The 20,759-nt window shown below is 70.2% G+C and carries 16 protein-coding genes; 12 read left to right on the top strand and 4 right to left on the bottom strand.

Annotated elements, in window-relative coordinates:
• Positions 1 to 5: 5 nt before the first annotated feature.
• The 4 genes from selA (at position 6) to fdhA (ending at position 5,596) form a co-directional block, all read left to right on the top strand.
• Positions 6 to 1,325: an L-seryl-tRNA(Sec) selenium transferase gene (gene selA, locus AB0B64_RS32130; protein WP_358181731.1), complete on the top strand. Its 1,320-nt coding sequence runs from the start codon at positions 6 to 8 to the stop codon at positions 1,323 to 1,325.
• A complete protein-coding gene (locus tag AB0B64_RS32125; RefSeq protein ID WP_358181728.1) occupies positions 1,325 to 3,268 on the top strand; it encodes a SelB C-terminal domain-containing protein in 1,944 nt (647 codons plus the stop codon). Before selA ends, AB0B64_RS32125 begins: the two co-directional genes overlap by 1 nt.
• A 159-nt stretch (positions 3,269 to 3,427) precedes the next feature.
• Positions 3,428 to 4,321 carry an MIP/aquaporin family protein gene (locus AB0B64_RS32120; RefSeq protein ID WP_358181725.1) on the top strand — a complete coding sequence of 298 codons (894 nt, stop codon included), beginning with the start codon at positions 3,428 to 3,430 and terminating at the stop codon, positions 4,319 to 4,321.
• A gap of 54 nt (positions 4,322 to 4,375) precedes the next feature.
• On the top strand, positions 4,376 to 5,596 hold the full coding sequence (fdhA, locus tag AB0B64_RS32115; protein ID WP_357943322.1) for a formaldehyde dehydrogenase, glutathione-independent: 1,221 nt from the start codon (positions 4,376 to 4,378) through the stop codon (positions 5,594 to 5,596).
• A gap of 88 nt (positions 5,597 to 5,684) precedes the next feature.
• On the opposite strand, the gene AB0B64_RS32110 is transcribed toward fdhA, so the two are convergent.
• Positions 5,685 to 7,061: a serine hydrolase domain-containing protein gene (locus AB0B64_RS32110; RefSeq protein ID WP_358181722.1), complete on the bottom strand. Its 1,377-nt coding sequence runs from the start codon at positions 7,059 to 7,061 to the stop codon at positions 5,685 to 5,687.
• Between the two features lie 165 nt (positions 7,062 to 7,226).
• On the opposite strand from AB0B64_RS32110, the gene AB0B64_RS32105 reads away from it, so the two are divergent.
• From AB0B64_RS32105 to AB0B64_RS32085, 5 genes are all read left to right on the top strand, one after another.
• Positions 7,227 to 8,135, top strand: a complete 909-nt coding sequence (locus AB0B64_RS32105) for an N-acyl homoserine lactonase family protein (RefSeq protein ID WP_358181719.1) — start codon at positions 7,227 to 7,229, stop codon at positions 8,133 to 8,135.
• Entirely contained in the window at positions 8,122 to 8,586 is a 465-nt protein-coding gene (locus AB0B64_RS32100) for a winged helix DNA-binding protein (protein WP_358181716.1), read from the top strand. Before AB0B64_RS32105 ends, AB0B64_RS32100 begins: the two co-directional genes overlap by 14 nt.
• A gap of 145 nt (positions 8,587 to 8,731) precedes the next feature.
• Positions 8,732 to 9,436 (top strand): ThuA domain-containing protein, encoded by a 705-nt coding sequence (locus AB0B64_RS32095; protein WP_357943329.1) that lies wholly within the window; start codon positions 8,732 to 8,734, stop codon positions 9,434 to 9,436.
• Complete coding sequence (locus AB0B64_RS32090) at positions 9,421 to 10,512, top strand: Gfo/Idh/MocA family oxidoreductase (RefSeq protein ID WP_357943331.1); 1,092 nt, start codon at positions 9,421 to 9,423, stop codon at positions 10,510 to 10,512. Before AB0B64_RS32095 ends, AB0B64_RS32090 begins: the two co-directional genes overlap by 16 nt.
• 145 nt (positions 10,513 to 10,657) lie before the next feature.
• Complete coding sequence (locus AB0B64_RS32085; protein WP_357943333.1) at positions 10,658 to 11,188, top strand: phospholipase; 531 nt, start codon at positions 10,658 to 10,660, stop codon at positions 11,186 to 11,188.
• 29 nt (positions 11,189 to 11,217) lie between these two features.
• On the opposite strand, the gene AB0B64_RS32080 is transcribed toward AB0B64_RS32085, so the two are convergent.
• A complete protein-coding gene (locus AB0B64_RS32080; RefSeq protein ID WP_358181713.1) occupies positions 11,218 to 11,772 on the bottom strand; it encodes a cysteine hydrolase family protein in 555 nt (184 codons plus the stop codon).
• A gap of 72 nt (positions 11,773 to 11,844) precedes the next feature.
• Entirely contained in the window at positions 11,845 to 12,948 is a 1,104-nt protein-coding gene (locus AB0B64_RS32075) for a glycosyltransferase family 4 protein (protein WP_358181710.1), read from the bottom strand.
• 153 nt (positions 12,949 to 13,101) lie between these two features.
• Between AB0B64_RS32075 and AB0B64_RS32070 the strand changes: the two genes are divergently transcribed.
• The 3 genes from AB0B64_RS32070 to AB0B64_RS32060 all read left to right on the top strand — a co-directional run bounded on the left by AB0B64_RS32070 (position 13,102) and on the right by AB0B64_RS32060 (position 17,557).
• A complete protein-coding gene (locus AB0B64_RS32070; RefSeq protein WP_357943339.1) occupies positions 13,102 to 13,608 on the top strand; it encodes a hypothetical protein in 507 nt (168 codons plus the stop codon).
• Positions 13,609 to 13,712: 104 nt separating this feature from the next.
• Positions 13,713 to 14,933: a cytochrome P450 gene (locus AB0B64_RS32065; protein ID WP_357943341.1), complete on the top strand. Its 1,221-nt coding sequence runs from the start codon at positions 13,713 to 13,715 to the stop codon at positions 14,931 to 14,933.
• A 128-nt stretch (positions 14,934 to 15,061) separates the two neighbouring features.
• Positions 15,062 to 17,557, top strand: coding sequence for a polysaccharide lyase family 8 super-sandwich domain-containing protein (locus AB0B64_RS32060; protein WP_358181707.1), 2,496 nt, complete (start codon positions 15,062 to 15,064; stop codon positions 17,555 to 17,557).
• A 13-nt stretch (positions 17,558 to 17,570) separates the two neighbouring features.
• On the opposite strand, the gene AB0B64_RS32055 is transcribed toward AB0B64_RS32060, so the two are convergent.
• A complete protein-coding gene (locus AB0B64_RS32055; protein WP_358181704.1) occupies positions 17,571 to 20,642 on the bottom strand; it encodes a BTAD domain-containing putative transcriptional regulator in 3,072 nt (1,023 codons plus the stop codon).
• Between the last annotated feature and the right edge of the window lie 117 nt (positions 20,643 to 20,759).

Here is a 20,759-nt window from a genome sequence, read left to right as displayed (position 1 = left end):
GAAGGGTGGACCCACGCAGGCACGTACCCCGTACGGATGCCGTACTCGCCGATCCGCGGCTGGTCGCGGCGGGTGGGCGGCTGGGCCGGTCGGTCGTCAAGGACGCGGTGGCGCGGGCGCAGCAGCGGGCGCGGAGCGGTGAGATCGGTCCCGAGGAGGTCGCCGACGCGGCGGTGGCGGCGCTTCCGCCGCGGGCCGCGAGCCTGCGTGCGGTGATCAACGCGACCGGCGTGCTGGTCCACACCAACCTGGGCCGGGCGCCCCTGTCGTCCGCCGCGATCGAGGCGATGGTCGCCGCGGCCGGTGCCGCCGACGTGGAGTTCGACCTGAAGACCGGCGCTCGGGCCCGGCGTGGGCGGGGGGCGCTGGACGCGCTCGCCCGTGCCGTGCCGGCCGCCGAGGACGTGCACGTCGTCAACAACAACGCCGCCGCGCTCGTCCTGGTGGCGACCGTACTCGCCGCCGGCCGGGAGATCGTGATCAGCCGGGGCGAACTCGTGGAGATCGGCGACGGGTTCCGCATCCCCGACCTGCTCGTCTCCACCGGGGCGCGGCTGCGCGAGGTCGGTACGACCAACCGCACCTCCTACCGCGACTACGCGGCGGCCGTGGGGCCGGAGACCGGATGCGTGCTCAAGGTGCACCCGTCGAACTTCCGGATCGAGGGCTTCACCGGCTCCGTCGAGGTACGCGAGCTGACCGGGCTCGGTGTGCCCGTCGTCGCCGACATCGGCTCGGGGCTGCTGGCGCGCGAGCCGCTGCTGCCCGAGGAGCCGGACGCGGCGACCGTACTGGCGGCCGGGGCGGACCTGGTGACGGCCAGCGGTGACAAGCTGCTCGGCGGACCCCAGGCGGGTCTCCTTCTCGGCCGCCATGACCTGGTCGAACGCTGCAGGCGGCACCCGCTCGCCCGCGCCCTGCGGGTCGACAAGCTGACGCTGGCCGCGCTGGAGGCCACGCTCCGCGGTCCTGTCACGCCCGTCCGGCTGGCGCTGCACGCCGACCCGGCGGCGCTGGGCGACCGTGCCGCGGCCCTCGCAGAGCGGCTCGCCGAGGCGGGGGTCGACGCGCGGGCGGTGCCGAGCCAGGCTGCCGTTGGGGGCGGGGGCGCTCCCGGGGTGACGCTGCCGAGCGCCGCCGTCAGCCTGCCCGAACGGCTCGCCGCACCGCTGCGCGCCGGTGATCCGCCGGTGGTCGGCCGGATCGAGGGCGGGTGGCTGCTGCTGGACCTGCGCACCGTTCCCGGCGACCGCGACGATGATGTGGCCCGCGCGATCCTCGGGGCGAGTGGCCTCGGGGTGAGTGGCTTCGAGGCGGGCGGCTGATGTACGTCGTGGCCACGGCGGGTCACGTCGATCACGGTAAGTCCACGCTGGTGCGGGCTCTCACCGGGATGGAGCCCGATCGGCTGGAGGAGGAGCGGCGGCGGGGGCTGACGATCGAACTGGGCTACGCGTGGACCACGCTGCCTTCGGGGCGGCGCCTCGCCTTTGTGGACGTGCCTGGGCATGAGCGGTTTCTCAGCACGATGCTGGCGGGGGTCGGTCCGGTGCCGGCGGTGCTGTTCGTGGTGGCGGCGGACGAGGGCTGGATGCCGCAGTCCGAGGAGCATGTGGTGGCGCTGGAGGCGCTCGGCGTACGGCACTGCCTGCTCGCGGTGACCCGAGCCGACCTCGCCGACCCGGCTCCGGCTCTCGACCAGGCACGCACTCGCCTGACCTCGGCCGGGTTGGGTGGGGCGCGTCCGGATGCGGCCGGGTTGGGTGGGGCGCGTCCGGATGTGACCCGACTGGGCTGTGGTGGTGGCCGTGGTGCGGTTGAGGCGGTGGCGGTGAGTGGGCGGACCGGGCAGGGGCTCGATGAGCTGCGGGAGGCGCTGGATCGGCTGGTTGCCGCGCTGCCTGCGCCCGATCCGGAGGCGCCGGTTCGGTTGTGGATCGACCGGGCGTTCAGTGTGCCGGGCAGCGGGACGGTCGTGACCGGGACCCTGCCCGAGGGCGCCATCTCGGTGGGTGACGAGCTGGCGCTGGACGGCGAGCCTGTACGGGTGCGGGCGCTGGAGTCCATGAAGGAGCCGTCGTCCTCGGTGACCGGCGTCGCCAGGGTGGCGGTCAACCTGCGCGGCCACAGGCTGCCGGAGCGCGGTCATGGTCTGCCCGAGCGGGGCCGGGCGCTGGTCACACCCGGCAAGTGGACGTACACGGACCTGGTCGACGTCCGGATCACCCCAGTCGGGACCCTCCGGGACACCGGCTCCGGTCCCGAAGCGGCTGACGGTCCGGGAGGAAGCGGCGGTGACGTTCTGGTGAGTGGCCGGGGAAGGGGGGAGGAGTGGCGGCTACCCCGGTGCCTGACCGCGCACATCGGGTCGGTGGCGGTGACGTGCGAGGTGCGTACGCTTGGCGGGCGCGTCGTACGGCTGCGCCTGGCCCGCCCGCTCCCGCTCCACCTCGGAGACGTGCTGCTGCTGCGTGACCCTGGCCGCGACCGGGCCGAGGTGCGGGTGCTGGCGGGGGCGAGCGTGCTCGACGTGCGCCCGCCCGCGCTCGGCCGCCGGGGCGCGGCGCGGGCGCACGCCGCCCGGCTGGAATCGGCCGTCCCGGACGCCGCCTCGGCCCTGCGCATCCACCGGCTGCTGCGCGCGGCCGACCTGACCGCCATGATCGGCACGTCCAGTGACCTGGGCGAGGGACCGGTCTGCGGGGACTGGTACGCCGATCCCGAGTACTGGGCCGAGCTGGGCGAGCGGCTGGCCGACACGGCACGGCGGTACGCCATCGAGCACCCCCTGGAGCCTGGCATGCCGATCGAGGCGGCCCGCCATGCGCTCGGGTTGCCCGACCGGCAGTTGGTCGCCGCGCTGGTGCGGGCGCCGTTCACGCTTGCCGAGGGGCGGATCGTGACTCGGCCTGCCGGGCTGCCCGAGCCGGTGGCGCGGGCGGTTGAGCGGCTGAGGGGAGAGTTGGCGGCACACCCCTTCCAGGCGCCGGAGGCTGGGCGGTTGGCTGAGCTGGGGCTGGGGTCGCGGGAGGTGGCGGCGGCCGTACGGGCCGGGCGTCTGTTGCGCGTGGCCGAGGGGATCGTGCTGCTGCCCGGCGCGGACGTACGGGCGGCGGAGCTGCTGCGCCGCCTGCCGCAGCCCTTCACGGTCAGTCAGGCCAGGCGGGCCCTCGACACCAGTCGGCGGGTCGCGGTGCCGCTGCTCGAACACCTTGACCGGAGCGGGCTGACGCAACGCGTGGATGAGGTTCATCGCCGCTGCCTCTGATCGCCCCGACAACCCCACGACAAGCCCGACAACCCACCGCAAACACCGTGGCAATCACTCGGACAATCACCCCCCCACAATCGCCCTGACCTGGGTTTCTTCCGGAGGGCGGGTATATATTCGAGTTTGGGGATAAACCATCGTCATCGGGGGGTTGCGATGGTTGGAGACCTGCCGCGACGTCTTGTCGCGGAAGCCATCGGAACGATGTTGCTGGTTCTCTTCGGTGCCGGGTCCGTGGTGGCCGCGCTGGTCATGCAGAACGGCCGACTCGACTACGCCGCGCTGGGCATCATCTCGTTCTCGTTCGCCGTGGTGGTCGCGCTCGTCATCTACGCCTTCGGCAGTACGTCCGGCGCGCACATCAACCCGGCGGTCACCATCGCCCTCGCCGCGGGACGCAGGTTCCCGTGGTCGGAAGTGCCGTTCTACATCGTTGCCCAGCTCGTCGGCGCCTTTGCCGGCGGGCTGTTGATCGTGGGCGGGTTCGGCCGGCGGGCGGTGGACAACGGCGTCGGGCTCACCGCGCTCGGCCAGGGCGTGAGCTATGGGCAGGGCATCCTGTTGGAGGGACTGGGGACGTTCCTGCTGCTGCTCACGATCATGGCGCTGGCGGTCGACCGGCGGGCGCCGAGCGGCTGGGCCGGTTGGATGATCGGACTGGCCGTGGCGTGCGAGATCTTCGTGCTCGGCCCGCTGACGGGTGGTTCCGTCAACCCGGCCCGTACGTTCGGGCCGTACCTGACGACCACGGTGTTCGGCGGTAGCGCGCCATGGTGGCAGTACGGCGTCTACATCGCCGGCCCGATCATCGGTGCGGTGCTGGCCGTCGTGGTGTACGACCTGGTGGCCCGCCCGATGCGCGAGCTGCCCGTGACGGCCGAGCAGGGCACCGCCGGAGAGATCATCGGCGCGCGGGGACAGGATCTGCCCGAGGCCGCTCAGGGCGCCGCGGGTGACATCCCGACGGCCCGGCGCCCGCACGACGACCGGATCCGTGACCGAGTGGGGCACATCGGCCGCCGCCGCTGGCGCCCCGGCCATGGGGGGTGATCCGTGACCACGTGAGCGAACGAACATCCGCCACCTATCGGGCAAGGGGGAATCATGCCCGGCAACAGGGGAGTTTCGTACGAGGGGCCAGGCAACGTCCAGGTACGCGAGACCGACTATCCCGAATTCGAGCTCAAGGACGGCCCAGGGGTAAACCCGGCCAACGTAGGGCGCAAACTACCGCACGCCGCCATCCTCAAAACGGTGGCGACGAACATCTGCGGCAGCGACCAGCACATGGTCCGCGGCCGCACCACGGCCCCGCCGGGCCTCATCCTCGGCCACGAGATCACCGGTGAGGTGATCGAAACCGGTTCCGACGTGGAGTTCACCAAGGTCGGCGACCTCGTGTCCGTACCGTTCAACATCGCCTGCGGCCGCTGCCGCAACTGCAAGGAGGGCAAGACAGGCGTCTGCGAGAACGTCAACCCCGACCGGCCCGGCTCGGCGTACGGCTACGTCGACATGGGCGGCTGGGTAGGCGGGCAGGCCGACTACGTCCTGGTGCCGTACGCCGACTGGAACCTGCTCAAGTTCCCCGACAAGGAACGGGCCATGGAGAAGATCCTCGACCTGGCCATGCTCGCGGACATCTTCCCGACGGGGTTCCACGGCTGTGTGAGCGCGGGGGTGAAGCCGGGATCGACCGTCTACATCGCCGGCGCCGGCCCGGTCGGCCTGGCCGCGGCGACCTCGGCGTTCCTGCTCGGAGCCGCCGTGGTCATCGTCGCCGACCTGAACAAGGAGCGGCTGGACCAGGCCCACACCTTCGGCTGCGAGACGATCAACGTGGCCTTGGGCGAGCCGAAGGACCAGATCGAGCACATCCTGGGCGAGCCGGTCGTGGACTGCGCCGTCGACGCCGTCGGCTTCGAGGCCCGCGGCCACGGCGGAGAGTCGGACGTGGAGCGTCCCGCCACCGTGCTCAACACGCTGATGGACATCACCCGGGCGGGTGGCGCGCTCGGCATTCCCGGCCTGTACGTCACCGGTGACCCCGGTGCGCAGGACGAGGCGGCCAAGCACGGTTCGCTGTCCATCCGGTTCGGCCTCGGCTGGGCCAAATCGCACTCCTTCGTCACCGGCCAGTGCCCGGTCATGAGGTACAACCGCCAGCTCATGATGGCGATCCTCAACGACCGGGTGCAGATCGCGAAGAACGTCAACGCGACGCCCATCTCGCTGGACGACGCGCCGCGGGGCTACCACGAGTTCGACGAGGGGGCCGCGCGCAAGTACGTGCTCGACCCGCACGGCATGCTCGCCAAGACCTGACGACGCGATCTCCACTGCGAGCGGCGCGCCGCGCGACGCGCCGCTCGCAGCACATCCGCTATCCGCAGCGAGCAGCACGTCCGATCGATCACGATGAGGCCGTGGCCCGGCCGAACAGCCGGCCGGCGAGGTCGACGCCCACGACCGTGCCGTTGTCGTCGCGGCTGAAGTAGCCGCGCTGCCCCTTCAGCCCGCCCTCGGTGATGATGTACTCGTCACCGTCGCCGGGCAGGAACCCGAAGGCGGCCGGCGCGTAGTCCGGCGGCATGTCGGCATCCGATGCCTGGCGGATCTCCGGCTTGATCCCGACCTCAAGGGTGAGCTGAAGCCCGTCCGTGGCGATGTCGAGGTTCATGGCGTCGATCTCATAGCGGCCGACGACCTGCCGCGCCCGAGCCTCGTCGTAGGGGATCGGCTCGGGGTCCCGGTCGACCACGCCGAGGTAGTTCTCCAGTGCCCAGCGGACGACAGCCTGGTTGAAGGGGTAGCCGTCAGGGCCGCCGTTGGCCAGGGAGACGACGGTGAAGTCGTGTTCGGGCACGATGATCAGCTCGGCGAACTGACCGTTGCCCGATCCGCCGTGCCCGAAGGTACGGACTCCGTCCACCTCACGCAGGAACCAGCAGATGCCGAAGGCGTCGCCGAGCGTGCTGGCCCGCAGCTCGACGGTCGGCTCCTGCATGCGCCGCAGCGCCTCGGCGGGCAGCACGCCGTCACCGGTGCCGAGGTGGAACCGGGCCCAGCGCAGCAGGTCGCTCACCGACGACACGCTGCCGCCGCCGGGGTAGTTGGCCTGCGAGCCGGCCCGCCACGACGTCCACGGCCGCGCGGCGCGCATCGTGCCGTCCTCGCCGCGGTTGTAGCCCACGGCGAACCGCCGGATCATGACGTCGTCGTGATCGAAGAAGGTGTTCGAAAGCCCCACCGGCTCCAGGACCAGCGCGGCCACGGCCTTCTCGAAAGGCAGGCCGGTGACCTTCTCGATGACCCGCCCGGCCAGGTTGTAGCCGGCCTGGCTGTAGGAGGCCCGGGCGCCGGGCGGCGCGATCAACGTCAGCTCGTCCAGCTTCGCCACGAACGCGGCCAGGGAACCGGCGCCCTCATCGGTGTCGATCAGGTTCCAGTCCAGCCCGGCGGTGTGGTTGAGCAGGTTCAGCACGGTGATCTGCGCGGCGGCGGCCTCGTCGGCGAGCCTGAGCTCGGGTACGTAACGTCGTACCGGCGCGTCCAACTCCACCTTGCCTTCCGCGACCAGGCGCATCAGCGCGGTCGCGGTGAAAGACTTGGTCACCGAGGCCAAGGGGAACAGCGTCTTGTCATCGACCGGCAGCGGGTTCTCGAGGCTCGTCACCCCGTGAGAGGCGACGAGCTCCTGGCCGCCGGTCAGCACCCCCACGGCAACACCGGGAATGCCGAACTCCTTGGCCGTCGCCGCGACGAACTCGGTCAGCTTCTCCTGCGACATCGTGTGTCCCTTCTTCTCCCGACCGTTCCCGGCGAGATCTCGTACGTTCTGGCGTGCAGGTAGGACGATGGCCGCCGTCGCTGATACGGGCCTGACAGCGCCGTGATACGCGCTCTCAGTCTTGAGATAGTTGACACGACATATATGTCGTGTAATGTAATCCCCATGAGACACGAGATGATCAACCCGATCAAGCAGGTATCCGTGGTCAGCACCGGGACTGTGTCGATCCACCCGGAGCACGTGGCCGCCACCCGCAAACCGATGTACTGGTGGCTGTTCACCTCGCGCCGGTGGACGCCTCCGCTGCCGATCAACGTCTATGTGATCGAGCACGAGCGTGGGCTGGTGCTGTTCGACGCGGGCCAGGATCGGGCGTCGGTGACCAACGTCGGCTACTTCCCCGGCGGCATCACGGGAGTGATGTACGACCGGCTGGCCCGTTTCGACATCGGCCCCGGCGACACCCTCACCGCCCAGCTGGCCGCCGCCGGCTACGACATCGCGGACGTGCACACGGTGGTGATCTCCCACCTGCATCAGGACCACATCGGGGGACTGCGGGAGCTCACCGGCGCCGAGATCGTGGTCAGCGGCACGGAATGGCGAACGCTCGATGGAGCCCTGCCCGAGCTGCGAGGGCTGCTGCGGTCCCACATCGACATCCCCGGGCTGCGCTGGCGGCACATCGAGTTCGGCGACATCCAGGATCCCGGGCTCGCGCCCTTCGCGACCGGCCACGACCTGTTCGGCGACGGCAGTCTCGTGCTGCTGCCCACCCCCGGCCACACCCCCGGATCACTGTCACTGCTGGTCCGTGGCTCCGGGCACCCGCCGCTGCTCATGGTCGGCGACCTGACCTACGACGCCCATCTGCTGCACGAGGGCCATGTGCCCGGGGTAGGGGACAGGCGGCAACTGGACGACACCACCAAGGCGATCAACACGCTGCGGGAGAAGAACCCGGGCCTGGTGATCCTGCCGGCCCACGATCCGGGAGCGGCCGCCCGACTGGCGTCCGTGATGGCAGCACTTGCCAAGAGGCGACAGGCTTACTCACATGCGACCCGCTGAAGAACTCCGCTACCTGATCCTGGCCGCGCAGCGCGAAGGCAACCGGCTGCTCGGCCAGGCACTCAAGCCGCTCGGAGTCACGCCCTCCCAGGCCGAGGTGCTCCGCATCCTCGCCGATCGTCAGCCCCTCACGCTCAACGGGCTCGGCGAACTGCTGGTCTGCGAGAGCGGCAACAGCCCCAGCCGCCTGGTCGACCGGCTTACCACGATGGGCCTCATCGACCGGCAGGTGTCCGCGCACGATCGCCGCCACATCGAGCTGTCCCTCACCGAAGAGGGCAGGCGTCTCGCCCGGCAGATCGCCACGATCGAAGATGATCTCTACCGATCCATCGACGCCGCCGCCGAGGGGCGCGACCTCGAACAGATCACCGCTTTCCTCCGAGCGTTCGTCGCCGATCTGCCGGCAGGCCGGGCCCTGGCTCGCCGAAACGCCGAATCGCCGTCGTGAACTCGCCCGGATCGCCGGATCGCCGTCGTGGAGCTCGCCGAATCACCAGCTCGCCGGTCAAATCGAGCGGCATCTAACCTTTTGCCCGCTTTGGTGGTCAATGCGATGATCGGAGGCGTCGACTGCCGAGCGGATGGATGTAAGCATGTCGGGTGATCATCGCCGGAAGGCGCTGGTGGTACGGGGCGGCTGGGAAGGGCACGCCCCGGTCGCGGCCACCGAGCTCTTTATCCCCTACCTGGAGAAGCAGGGGTTCGAGGTGAGCCGGGCGGACTCCCCGGCGCCGTACGCGGACTCCGCGTTCATGGCCGGGATCGATCTCATCGTGCAGTGCTACACGATGGGTACGATCGAGCCGGCCGAGCTCAACGGCCTGCGGGCCGCCATCGAGTCGGGCACGGGGATGGCGGGCTGGCACGGTGGCATCGCCGACTCCTACCGCAACTCCTCCGACTATCTGCACCTGATCGGCGGGCAGTTCGCCTGCCATCCGGGCAAGGAGCCGGCCGAGCGGCAGGGCACGGCGGCGGACAACTTCGTCCCGTACACCGTGAACATGCTGCCCGAAGCGGCCGATCACCCCATCACGGAGGGCATCGCGGACTTCGGCCTCGTGACCGAGCAGTACTGGGTGCTGACGGACGACTACATCGACGTGCTCGCCACGACGACGCAGCAGGTCCGCCCGTGGGACCCCTGGCATCGGGAGGTCACCTCGCCGGCGATCTGGACCCGGCGGTGGGGGAGCGGGCGGATCTTCGTCGCGACCCCGGGGCACAGCCTCGACGTCCTGGAGGACGAGAACGTACGCACCATCATTGAGAGGGGCATGCTGTGGGCCAGCCGGTGAACGTGGGCGTCGTGGGGTGCGGCGCCATCTCGGCGCAGTATTTCCAGACCATCGACCGGCTGCCGGAGCTGCGGCTCGTCGCGGTGGCCGATCTGGACCTTGACCGGGCGCGGGAGGCGGTGCGGCCCTATGCGGGCGTCGACGTGCTGAGCGTGGCGGAGCTGCTGGCCGACTCGCGCATCGACATCGTGCTCAACCTCACCATTCCGGCCGCCCACGCCGAGATCGCGCTCCAGGCCATAGCGGCGGGCAAGGACGTCTATTGCGAGAAGCCCCTTGCCGCGACCGCCGAGCAGGCCGCCGGGATGCTGCGGGCGGCGGGCGCCGCTCAGGTGCGGGTGGGGTGTGCGCCGGACACCGTGTTGGGCACGGGTACGCAGACGGCGCGCAAGGCGATCGACGACGGCCTGATCGGCAGGCCCATCGCGGCGACCGCGACGATGATGACGCCCGGTCACGAACGCTGGCACCCGAACCCCGACTTCTACTACGTCCCCGGCGGCGGCCCGCTCCTGGACATGGGCCCCTATTACGTGACCAGCCTGGTGACGCTGCTCGGCCCGGTGGCGTCGGTCGTCGGCGCGGCCAGCCGTACGCGGGCCAAGCGCACGATCGGCTCCGGACCCCGCCAGGGCGAGGAGATCCCGGTGACGGTGGACACGCACGTCACCGGAGTGCTCGTCCACACCTCGGGAGCGCTGTCCACGCTGGTGATGAGCTTCGACGGGGCGGCGACCAAGGCGCCCAACATCGAAGTACACGGCGAGACGGGCTCGCTCGTCGTGCCCGACCCGAACTACTTCGACGGATCCGTCCTGGTCTCAGGGGTCGGTGAGGGCGACTGGCGGACTCTCCCCGTGGCGGCCGGCTACGTCGAGGGCGGGCGCGGGGTGGGCCTGGCCGACTTCGCCGCGACCCCGGCGGGCGAGGAGCCTCGTACGAGCGGCTCGCTGGCCTTCCACGTGCTCGACGTCATGGAGTCGCTGCTGGCCTCGGCGCACTCCGGCGCGGCGGTGACCATCACGAGCACCTGCGAACGCCCTTCGCCGGTGAATCTGACTCAGCCCACCGACTAGAGGTAAATGTCCGTTTTGCTCGAACTTCTTGGGGGAAATTAAGCAAGATCTGCTTCTGCATTGCCCGGGATTTCGCTTCATCGTTAGACCGTCAGGTGAACCTTGCCATGACCATTTACCCCCCGGGCAAGAGAAGCAGGTCCTCATGGTCAGACGATCCCTCGCCACGTTAGCCGCCGTCGTCACCTCCCTGATCGCCGTCCTCGCGTTCGCCCTACCGGCCCACGCTGTGACTCTGGAGCAGAAACTCGCCGCGCTCTCCGGATTCAGCCAGCCCACCGCCGCCAGCGCCGCCTCCTGGCGCGCCGCCTGGCAGAACCAGGCGGCCTGGGCCGACTACGCCTTCGACTGGTCCACCGACCTGTGCTCCAGCAGCCCCGACCAGCCCCTCGGTTTCGATTTCCGGATGCCGTGCCGCCGACACGATTTCGGCTACCGAAACTACAAGGCCGTAAGCCAATTCCCGGCCAACAAGGACCGTATCGACAGCGCCTTCTATTTCGATATGAAGCAGGTGTGCGCCGGATACTCGGGAGTCTCCAAGGCCACCTGTGACGGCCTCGCCTGGACGTACTACCAGGCGGTCCGGCAGCTGGGTGACCTCGTCGTCACCGACGACCAGATCCAGCGGGTCAAGCGGGACGCCGAACGGAACGCCCAGAACGCCGACGCCTAAAACCGGTGGAGACGGAGGATGTCGTCGGCTCAGTCGCCGAACGTCACATCCTTCGTCTCCACCACCGCGGCGGTGCGGCCGGGCGCCGTGTGGTAGCGCCAATAGAGGTTGGTGTGCGCGATGACCTTGTCCGGCGGCGGGGCGCCCCACGCGCTCTGGTCCTCCGTCGTGTGCGCGTCACCGACGAGCGTCACGTCGTAGCCACGCACGAAGGCCCCATGGATCGTGGACCGGATGCATTCGTCGGTCTGCGCGCCGGTCACGACCAGGCGTCCGATTCCGGCCCCGGCCAGCACCTCCTCCAGGTCGGTGTCCTCGAAGGAGTCGGCGAACGTCTTGTGCACCAACGGCTCCGCCTCCCGGCGGACCAGCTCCGGGACGTATTGCCAGGCGTCGCTCCCCTTCGCCAACTGCTCGCTCGAGTGCTGGACCCAGACGATCGGGACACCCTCTTCGCGAGCCCGGTCGACGAGCGTGCCGACGTTGGCGACGACCACGTCACGCTGGTGCGTGTCCGCCACGATGCCGTTCTGGACGTCGATCACCAGCAACGCGGTGTTGGGTCGATCTGACAGTGTGGTCACGACGATCTCCTCACGATTCTGTCGGCCGGACATGCCACGCAGGCCACACTAGGCCGCGCCACCGACAAACCTTCAGCGTGGCGAGGCTTCCCGGATCGTCAGGAGCCAGGTCTCGAAGTCCGAGACTGCGTCGTCCATCGTCCGCTGAACCACCTCTTTGACCGCGGTCCTGGCCAGCCTGTGCCGTAGCGCGGCGTCGTCGAGCAGCCGGACGACGCCCTCGGCCAGCGCCTCCGGATCTCGCGGCGGGCAGAGCAGCGCCGTGCGGTCGTGCTCCGCGTAGCTCTCCATGCCGTGGTTCCGCGTCGTGACCAGCGCGGCCCCACAGGCCATGGCCTCGGCGCCGGGAAAGCCGAATCCCTCGTACTCCGACGGCACGGCGAACACGGCCGACCGGTTGTACAGGCCGCGCAGCCGGGCGTCGCTCGGCCCCGGATGGTGCTCGATCCAGAAGGGCAGCCGGTCGGCGTCGTACGCGCCAAAGCACCACGCCCGCACCACCCCGGGGCGCGCCTCCCGCGCCAGCTCCAACGCGGTGATCGCGTCGCCGGTCCGTTTCGACCATTCGCGGCGCGCCGGAAAGCCGACCAGGACCCGTTCCGCCGAGTCGATCGGGGTCCGCAGGAAGAAGGTCGAGCTGTCGACGGCGCATTCCACCAGAGCGCACGGCGCGCCGGAAACGTTCTCGACGATGGATCGCAGCCGCCGCGCGCCCACGGCGATGGGCCAGCCGGTACGCATGGCCGCTTCCATCGCCTCCCGCGCCGCTCCGTCGGGCCGCAAATAGCTTTCGTAGTCCTGCAAGAACAATGCCTTAAGGCCCAGATACGCGGGAAGCGCGGCCACAAGCGGCACGACCTGCCAGGTCGTCGCCAGTACGACGTCGAAGGGATCGTGCGGTCCGGAAAGCGTATGGAGAAAGTCGGCCGGGTCGGATACCAAAACGCTGCGGGTCCGCGGCCCGGCGGAGAACCACGGGTGCGGATGGGCGTCCGCCGGCATTATCGGCGCGGCAGCCCTGGTCGGCGGCCCGAGAGGGTGGCGTACGGGCCGCCGCGGGTGGACGAGCAGAATGTCATGACCCCTTTCCCCCAAGCGGGAGGCATAGGAGTAGACCGTCTTGAGCGCGCCGATAGGCGCGGATGATGCCCTGGCCATGATGAATGCCACGCGCACGGTCATCGCCTCCCAGTAAGCGATTCCATAGACGAGTTTCTTGCGCGGGCGGGTATTCGGGAACCCCCTGCCGCGAGAGCACCTTCTTCACTAGATACGAAGCCTGACAGGAAATCAATGACGCCTGTTGGCCTTTTCTGGTGAAATATCCCAATGGAACGGACGCGGCAGCTGGTAGGCGAGATGCTCGTCTACTGTTTCGTGATGGTCGTGCTCACCGGCGGCTTCCTGGTCCTCTTCCACGTGCCCGACAGCTTCTACTCGCTCGGCGGCCAGTCGGCGGTCTACAGCGGCAGCTACGCACCGCTACGAGGCGTCATGATGAGCAGCGCCTACGCCTCCACTCTGGAGCTCACCCTCGAGGTGCGTGGCAGTGCGCTCCTACGGCAACTGCACCACGAGTCCTCGATCCTGCTCATCCTGGGCACCGCCGTCTGGATCCTGCTCGGCCGGCTCCGATACTCGCTCGCGCTGCTGGGCCTCGGCCTGGTCCTGCTCGGCGCCCTCTCCGGTTACGGATCCGCCGACGACCGGCCGGCCGATACCGTCCTGGGCGGTATCCCCGCCCCCTTGTGGTACGGCCTTCACCTGCTGACGGCCCTGATCATGGGCGCCACGCTGGCGCTCTCCCCGTACCGGCGGGCCGTGCGCGAACGGTAGGAAACCATCGTGTTACTGCTTGCCGACTTGTGTTGTTTGGAGATCACCCGGCATATGTGATGGGATCACTGCGCACTTCACGATCTCCTCACCCAAGGGGTCAAATGGCAACGAACCTCCCCTCCTTCCCTGTCGTGGACGAGAACCCGCTCGACACCTGCATCCGGTTCCGGGAGATCGCTCCCGTGGTGGAGGTGGAATTCCCAGGAGGCGTGCCCGCCTACCTGGCCCTGACCCACAAGGCCGTACGGGAGATCCTCGCCGGGGACAACAAGACCTTCCTCAGAGACCCCAAGCACTGGCCCGCCCTCCACGACGGATCGATCCCCGAGGACTGGCCGCTGCGCGCCATCATCCAGGGCGGTCACCTGTCCACCATGGACGGCGGCGACCACCGGCGGCTGCGCGGGCTGATCATGAGCGCCTTCACGCCGGCCCGGGTGCAGGCCATGGAGGGGCGGATCCAGCAGATGGTCGATGAGTTACTCGATGAGGTGGCGGCCGCCGGTGACGGTGTGGACCTGGTCCCCGCCTTCACCGAGGCGCTGCCTATGTGGGTGATCTGCGAGCTGTTCGGCGTGGCGCCCGAGGACCGGCTGCGGCTGCGGAACTGGACCTCCACGCTGCTCGCGCACACCACTCCGCCGGAGGTGGCGTTCGCGACCCAGAACGACCTTTGGGCGTTCCTGCACGCCCTGGTGGAGCGCAAGCGGCGCGAGCCGGGTGACGACCTCACCTCCGGCCTGGTCCAGACCCACGACGAGGATGACAGGCTCACCACCGACGAACTGGTCGGCGTGCTGTGGATCATGCTCGTGGCCGGCCACGAGACCACCGTGCACCTGCTCGGGTACGCCATCGTGGCGCTGGCCCAGAACCCCGACCAACTCGCCTTGGCCAAGGCCGAGGACCGGTGGGCCGACGTGGTCGAGGAGACCGTGCGCTACCGCCACTCGGTGATGATGACCAGCTTCCGCTTCACGGCGGAGGACGTGACCATCGCCGGGGTGCCCATCCCCAAGGGCAACGCGGTGGGCGTGGTCTTCCAGGCCACCGGCATCGACCCGTCGGAGCACGGCCCGAGCGCGAACCAGTTCGACATCACCCGCGAGTCGAGCGGGAACCTCGGCTTCGGCCACGGCCCGCGCTACTGCATCGGGGCGGGGCTGGCCCGGCTGGAGAGCCGGGTGGCGCTCGAGACGCTGTACCGGAGATTCCCGGATCTCAGCCTCGCGATCGACCCCGACGAGATCCCCTACTCCCCGTCGTTCTTCACGATCGGCCCGCTGTTCCTGCCGGCCAACCTCGGTGTGGCCCGGCCCTGACGTACCGGTGTCCGGCCCGGCAGCCCACGGTTGCCGGGCCGCTCATCACGGGCCTGGGCCGACAAACGTAGATCATGTAGGGTGAGCCCGGCGTATCCTCCGACGGCCTGGAGCCCGCTGTGCCGCACATGTCTCGTCGCCAGGTTCTCTCCCTGCTCCCCGCCGCCGGTCTGCTTGCCGCAGTCTCCCCTTCGTACGCCGCAGCGGGGGTCGATCACGCGCGGCTGCTCGCCAACACCGTGGCGATGTTCGCGGGGACCCCGGAGGTCAACGCCCGGCCCGAGGTGGCCGCCAAGCTCGCGTCGATCCTCAACACCGCCAAGCAACGGCTGACGGCCATGGACAAGGCGGCCGACGGCGAGTTGTTCGCCGGTCTGAGCCTCGGCACCGACGACGCCAACCTGCGGCTGGCCTTCCAATACCTGTACGAGATCGCGCTGGCGACCCGCACGCCCGGCGGCGGGCTCAACGAGGACGCCGCCGCCCAGCGGCGGGTCATCGACGGTCTGCGGTGGTTGCACGAGCGCTACTACGGCGACCAGTCGAAGGGCTACTACGGCAACTGGTTCAACTGGGAGATCGGGATCTCCACCCAGGTGAGCAGGACGCTGGCCCTGCTGGCCGACCGGGTGCGGGAGGAACGGCCCGACTTGACGGCGACCTACATCGCCTCGATGGACGCCTATCTGCGCAACGGCAAGAACGGCGACGTCGACCTCGACTCCCGCTTCCACACCGGGGCGAACCTGGCCGACATCACCGCCAACCGCATTCTGCAGGGCGCGCTCACCGGCGACGACGCCCGTGTCGGCAAGGCCATCACCGACCTGGCCACCGTCTTCGCCACGGTCGACCCCTACAACCTCCAGCACGGGGTCACCGATGGCTACTACCGCGACGGGTCCTTCATCCAGCACGACTCGGTCGCCTACACCGGCTCGTACGGGCGCAGCCTGCTGACCCGGGTCGTACAGACCCTCAAGACGCTTGAGGGCGCGGCGAGCGCCGGCGTCCCCGACCTGCCCGGCGTGGTGTACCGCTGGGTCAACGACGGCTTCGCCCCGCTGATCTTCGAGGGGTGGTTGATGGAGATCGTCAAGGGGCGGGCGGTCTCGCGCACCGGCACCGGCTACGCCGACGTCGGGGTCATCGTGGAGGCCATCGCCGACCTGGCCGACCACGTCACCGCCGCCGAGGCGCTCGCGCTGAAGAAGTACGTCAAGTTCCTGCCGGCCGCCGACACGGCCGCCTTCGCCTCCCCGGTCAGCATCGCCCGTTACGCGGCCATCCGCGCCGACGCCGCCATCCCGGCCGCCGACCTGAACGCGCCCGAGCGCTGCGTGGCGTTCAACGCCATGGACAGGACCGTCCACCGGCGCCCCGGCTACGCCTTCGCCCTGGCCCGCAGCTCCGACCGGATCAGCAAGTACGAGTACATGAGCGGCGAGAACCTCATGCCCTGGTTCCAGGGCGACGGCACGCACTACCTCTACCTCGCGGGCGAGGACCAGCGCGAGGCCTTCGGCGTCGACTACTACACGGCCGTCTCGCCGTACCGGCTGGCCGGGATCACCGCGCCGGTGGAGGACCGGCGGACGGTGCCCGAGTTGTACGGCCGACTCTGGTACGAGAACCCTGGCCACCCGCTGAACTTCACCTCCTCCTCGGAGTCCCAGAACACCTACGTGTACTTCCCGCGCGCCGAGAACGCCTTCTCCGGCGGCGCGACACTCGGCGCGTACGGCGTGTCCGGCATGGTCCAGTCCGACGACGCCGCGTACACCGCAAAACAGGCGGGCATCCTGCCCGACGACTTCGTCGCCTACCAGAACGCCCGCGCCACCAAGTCCTGGTTCCTGCTCGACGACGAGATCGTGGTGCTGGCCGCGGGCATCTCCGGCCAGGGCGGCCGCGCGGCGGTGACCACCGTGGACAGCCGCATCGCCGCTCCCGGCGACGCGGTCGCGCTCACCGGCGAGAGCTGGACCGACCGGCCCTGGCAGACGGGCGACACCACGCCGCCGCGCTGGCTGCGCTACGCCAACGGCACCCGTCGTACGGCGATCGGCTACGCCTTCCTCACCCGGCAGCCCGTCGCGGCCGGGCTGGAGACGGTGACCCGCAGCCGCAGGGTCGTGCGCACGAGCAACCCCGACACCAACGTGACCAAGAACGTCTTCACCGCCTCGGTCACCCACCCCGCCACCGGCGGCGTCACCGCCCTCGCCTACGCCCTGGTCCCGAACGCGACGGAGGCCCGCCTGCGCGGCTACGCGAACGGCCCGCTGACCGTCCTGGCCAACGACCGGCATGTGCAGGCGATCAAGCACAAGACCCTCGGCCTCGTCGCCGCCAACGTCTTCACCGACGGGCCACGGCACGCCGAGCGCCTGCTCATCGACGGCCCCGCCTCGGTCATCGTCCGGTCCGGCAAGCGCACGGTCGTCGCCCTGTCCGACCCGACGATGAAACGCGACCGCGTCACGGTCGTCCTGGCCGGCGCGCCCCTCAGGCTCGACACGGCCGACGAAGGGGTGACGGTACGCCGGGTGCCGGGCGGCACCCTGATCCAGGCGTCGACCCGCCACGCCCACGGCCGCTCTTTCACCGCCACCCTGCGCTAGCCGTTCCCCGGACTCACTTGAGCAACGGTTCCAGCCGGTCGGCGCAGGGGGTGTGGCCGATCGTGCGGCACAGCCGGAGAGCCTGCTCGGCCGCCCGCCCGGCCTCGGCGCGGTCGCCCCGGTCGCTGTAGAGAGTGGCGAGTTCGGTCAGGGCGGCGAGCTCGGGCAGGCGGTAGCGGTTGAGGTGCGCGGTGTCGCGAGCGAGCAGGGCGACCCGGATGGCGCCCGCCAAGTCGCCTTGGGCGGCGATGAGGCGAGCGCGGGCGAGCGCGGCGTAGCTCTGGTGCCACCGCAGGCTCGCGGCGGCGTTGAACTCGTCGGCCAGGTCCAGGTTCTCGGCCGCCTCGGTGAGCAGGCCGAGTCGGATCTCGGTGTCGGCCAGCGCGATCAGGGCCGCCGCCTCGATGAGCCTGTCTCCCTGGTCGCGGGAGAGACCGAGGGCGTGGCGCGCCGCCGTGCGGCTGGCCGACCACTGCCCGGTTTCCCAGTACAACCGGCTGAGCCAGGTGTACGCGTGGGCCGCGCCGAACGCGCCCAAGGCGCCGAACAGGTTCACCGCCTCCGTCAGGGTGGATTCGGCCTCGTCGTAGCGGCCCTGGTCCACCAGGACGGCGCCGAGATCGCGCAGGTCGTTCGCCTCCGCGTAGGCCAGTCCGTGCTCGCGGCTCAGACTGAGCGCCTCTCGCCGACAGCGCTCCGCGCTCTCCAACTGGCCCATGTGGTGATACTGCATGCCGAGCCTGTTGAGGGTACGGGTGCGGCCGACGACCGAGCCGAGCTCGGTGAAGAGCTGAGCCGCTCGGCGGTTGTGGACGATCGCCTGCTCAAGGTGGCCCGTCCATTCCAGGGCGAAGCTCAGGCTGGCCCAGGACTCGGCCTCACCTTCCCGCCAGCCGCACGCGGTGGCGATACTGGCGGCCTGTTCGAGATGCCGCACGGCCTCCTCACGGCGAACCGCACGGAACAGGCTCTTGCCTATCCCGTAATGCAACATGGCTTGCATGGCAGGCATATCAGTCTGCTCGGCGGCGGCGAGCAGGGTCGGTGCGATCTCCAGCCATTCGCCGTGGCGACCGGTGCTGTTGCAGATGATCCACACCTGCTCGGCCAGCCGCCACGTCCCGGGATCGGGATCGCGGCGGGCCGCCTGCGCGAGCGCGGCCACCAGGTTGGAGATCTCTTCGGCGCTGGGCGGGACCGGCGAACCGGCCACCGGTGAGGCGTGCCCCGGCAGCCGGATCTCGTCAGGGGCGCACCAGGCGGCGATGGCGTCGCCAAGACGCAGATAGTGGTCGAACAACCGGCTCCAAGCGGCGTCGCGATCCGGATCGCCGCCGACCTCCACGCCTGCGTAGAGCCGTACCAGGTCATGGAGCCTGAACCGGTCGGCGCGATGGTGCTCGACGAGGTGGGCCGCGGCCAGGACCTTGACCGCCGTACGCGCCTCGGCGAGCGGGACGCCGGCGGCCGACGCCACCGCCTCGACGGTGAAGTCCGGCCCCGGTACGAGCCCCAGCACGCGGAAGACCCGCTGGTCGGCCGCCGAGAGCGCGCGGTAGGACACGGAGAAGGCGAGGGTGACGGGGTTGTGGTCGGTTCCGTCGACGGTGAGGCCGGTCAGCGGGTCTCCCGAGGTCAGCTCGTTCACCACGGCCGCGGTCCCGCTCCACGGGGTGGCGGCGTTGGCCGCGGCGATGCGCAGCGCGAGCGGCAGGCCGCCGCAGAGCCGGACGAGGTCGGCGCGGGCCGCCGCTTCCGACGGGCTGTCAGCGGGGCCCAGCATGCCGCCGACCAGGGCGAGGGCGTCCCGTTCGGGAAGAGCGCCGAGCGAGCGCTGCTCGGCCCCCGCCTGCGCCACCAGTTCGCCCAGGTGCTGACGGCTGGTCACCAGCGCCGCTCCCGACGGCGGCAGCAGCGGGTCGATCTGCTCCGCCGAGCGGGCGTTGTCCAGGACCAGCAGCACCGTACGCTCGGCGAGCAGCGAACGGTAGAGGCCGAGCTGCGCGTCGAAGCCGCCGGGCGCCTGCGAGGGATCGACGCCGAGGGAGAGCAGGAGCCGGGCCAGGGCCGCGGCCGTGGTCAGGGGTTCGTGTTCGGCGTCGTAGCCGCGCAGGTCGACATAGAGCTGGCCGGAGGGGAAACGGCTCTTCGCGCGGTGGGCCCAGTGCAGGGCCAGCGCGGTCTTGCCCGTACCGGCCGTTCCCGTGAGTACGCACACCGCGCCGCTGGCGTCCAACGCGTCGTCCAGCCACGCCAGCTCGCGCTCGCGCCCGGCGAAGCCACGGATGTCGCGGGGCAGCTCGGCGGGACGCGCGGGACGTACGGTCTGGATCGTCTGCCCTGCTTCGTCCTGTCCTGCCTGGTCGGTCAGGAGCTGCTGGTGCAGCTCCCGCAGCGTCTGACCCGGCTCGATGCCCAGCTCGTCGACCAGCCGATTGCGGGTGTCCCTGAAGACCGCCAGCGCCTCGGATCGGCGTTCGCACCGGTGCAGCGCCAGCATGAGCTGCCCCTGCAGGCGTTCGCGCAGGGGGTGCTCGGCCGCCGCCGTACGGAGTTCGGCCACGATCTCGCTGTGGCGGCCCAACGCCAGCTCGGCCTCGAACAGCTCCTCCAGTGCGCCGACCCGGCGATCTTCCAGCCCGGGGCGTTCCTGCTCGATCAGCAGCTCGCCGGCGCCGCCGAGCGCGGACCCGCGCCACAGCGCCACCGCCGCACGCAACCGCCGCGCCGCGGCCTCGGGGCGACCGCCGGCCAGATCCTCCCAGGCGGCAGCCCTGAGCTGCTCGAACACCTCCAGGTCGACCTCGCCGCCGCCGGTGTGGATGCGGTAACCGGTGCCGACGCGGCTGATCAGCCCCCTGCCCAGCAGCGCCCGCAACTCGTGGACATAGACCTGTAATCGGCCGACGGCGGTGCGCGGGGCGTGTTCCCCCCACACCAGGAACATCAGCCGGTCGTCCGACACCGTGCGGTTCGCGTTCAACAACAGCGCGGCCAGCACGGTGCGCTGCTTCGGCGAGCCCAACTCGATCGGACCGCCGGGCCCGTCTACCGAGACCGGCCCCAGTATCCGATAGTGCTGCACTCCTGCCCCCTGTGCCCCCCATGTTACGCCTAGCGATCTCCGCAGTCCGTCAGCTTCGGAATCAGAACGGAAGAAAAGCGGAAGAGCTGCCTCGTATGGTCCTCCGACTGAACAACG

Origin of the sequence: Nonomuraea sp. NPDC049129, from assembly GCF_040648495.1 — a bacterium.
Classification (GTDB): domain Bacteria; phylum Actinomycetota; class Actinomycetes; order Streptosporangiales; family Streptosporangiaceae; genus Nonomuraea.
Note: the sequence above shows the minus strand (reverse complement) of the source record. Positions and strands in the feature narration are given on the sequence as shown.

What these genes read in the sequence shown, in the direction of transcription:
- AB0B64_RS32100 (WP_358181716.1), top strand. Translation starts at nt 8,122, where the DNA reads ATGCGACCCGCTGAAGAACTCCGCTACCTGATCCTGGCCGCGCAGCGC.
- AB0B64_RS32095 (WP_357943329.1), top strand. Translation starts at nt 8,732, where the DNA reads ATGTCGGGTGATCATCGCCGGAAGGCGCTGGTGGTACGGGGCGGCTGG.
- fdhA (WP_357943322.1), top strand. Translation starts at nt 4,376, where the DNA reads ATGCCCGGCAACAGGGGAGTTTCGTACGAGGGGCCAGGCAACGTCCAG.
- AB0B64_RS32120 (WP_358181725.1), top strand. Translation starts at nt 3,428, where the DNA reads ATGGTTGGAGACCTGCCGCGACGTCTTGTCGCGGAAGCCATCGGAACG.
- AB0B64_RS32085 (WP_357943333.1), top strand. Translation starts at nt 10,658, where the DNA reads ATGGTCAGACGATCCCTCGCCACGTTAGCCGCCGTCGTCACCTCCCTG.
- AB0B64_RS32060 (WP_358181707.1), top strand. Translation starts at nt 15,062, where the DNA reads ATGTCTCGTCGCCAGGTTCTCTCCCTGCTCCCCGCCGCCGGTCTGCTT.
- AB0B64_RS32110 (WP_358181722.1), bottom strand. Translation starts at nt 7,061, where the DNA reads ATGTCGCAGGAGAAGCTGACCGAGTTCGTCGCGGCGACGGCCAAGGAG.
- AB0B64_RS32070 (WP_357943339.1), top strand. Translation starts at nt 13,102, where the DNA reads ATGGAACGGACGCGGCAGCTGGTAGGCGAGATGCTCGTCTACTGTTTC.
- AB0B64_RS32065 (WP_357943341.1), top strand. Translation starts at nt 13,713, where the DNA reads ATGGCAACGAACCTCCCCTCCTTCCCTGTCGTGGACGAGAACCCGCTC.
- AB0B64_RS32125 (WP_358181728.1), top strand. Translation starts at nt 1,325, where the DNA reads ATGTACGTCGTGGCCACGGCGGGTCACGTCGATCACGGTAAGTCCACG.
- AB0B64_RS32105 (WP_358181719.1), top strand. Translation starts at nt 7,227, where the DNA reads ATGAGACACGAGATGATCAACCCGATCAAGCAGGTATCCGTGGTCAGC.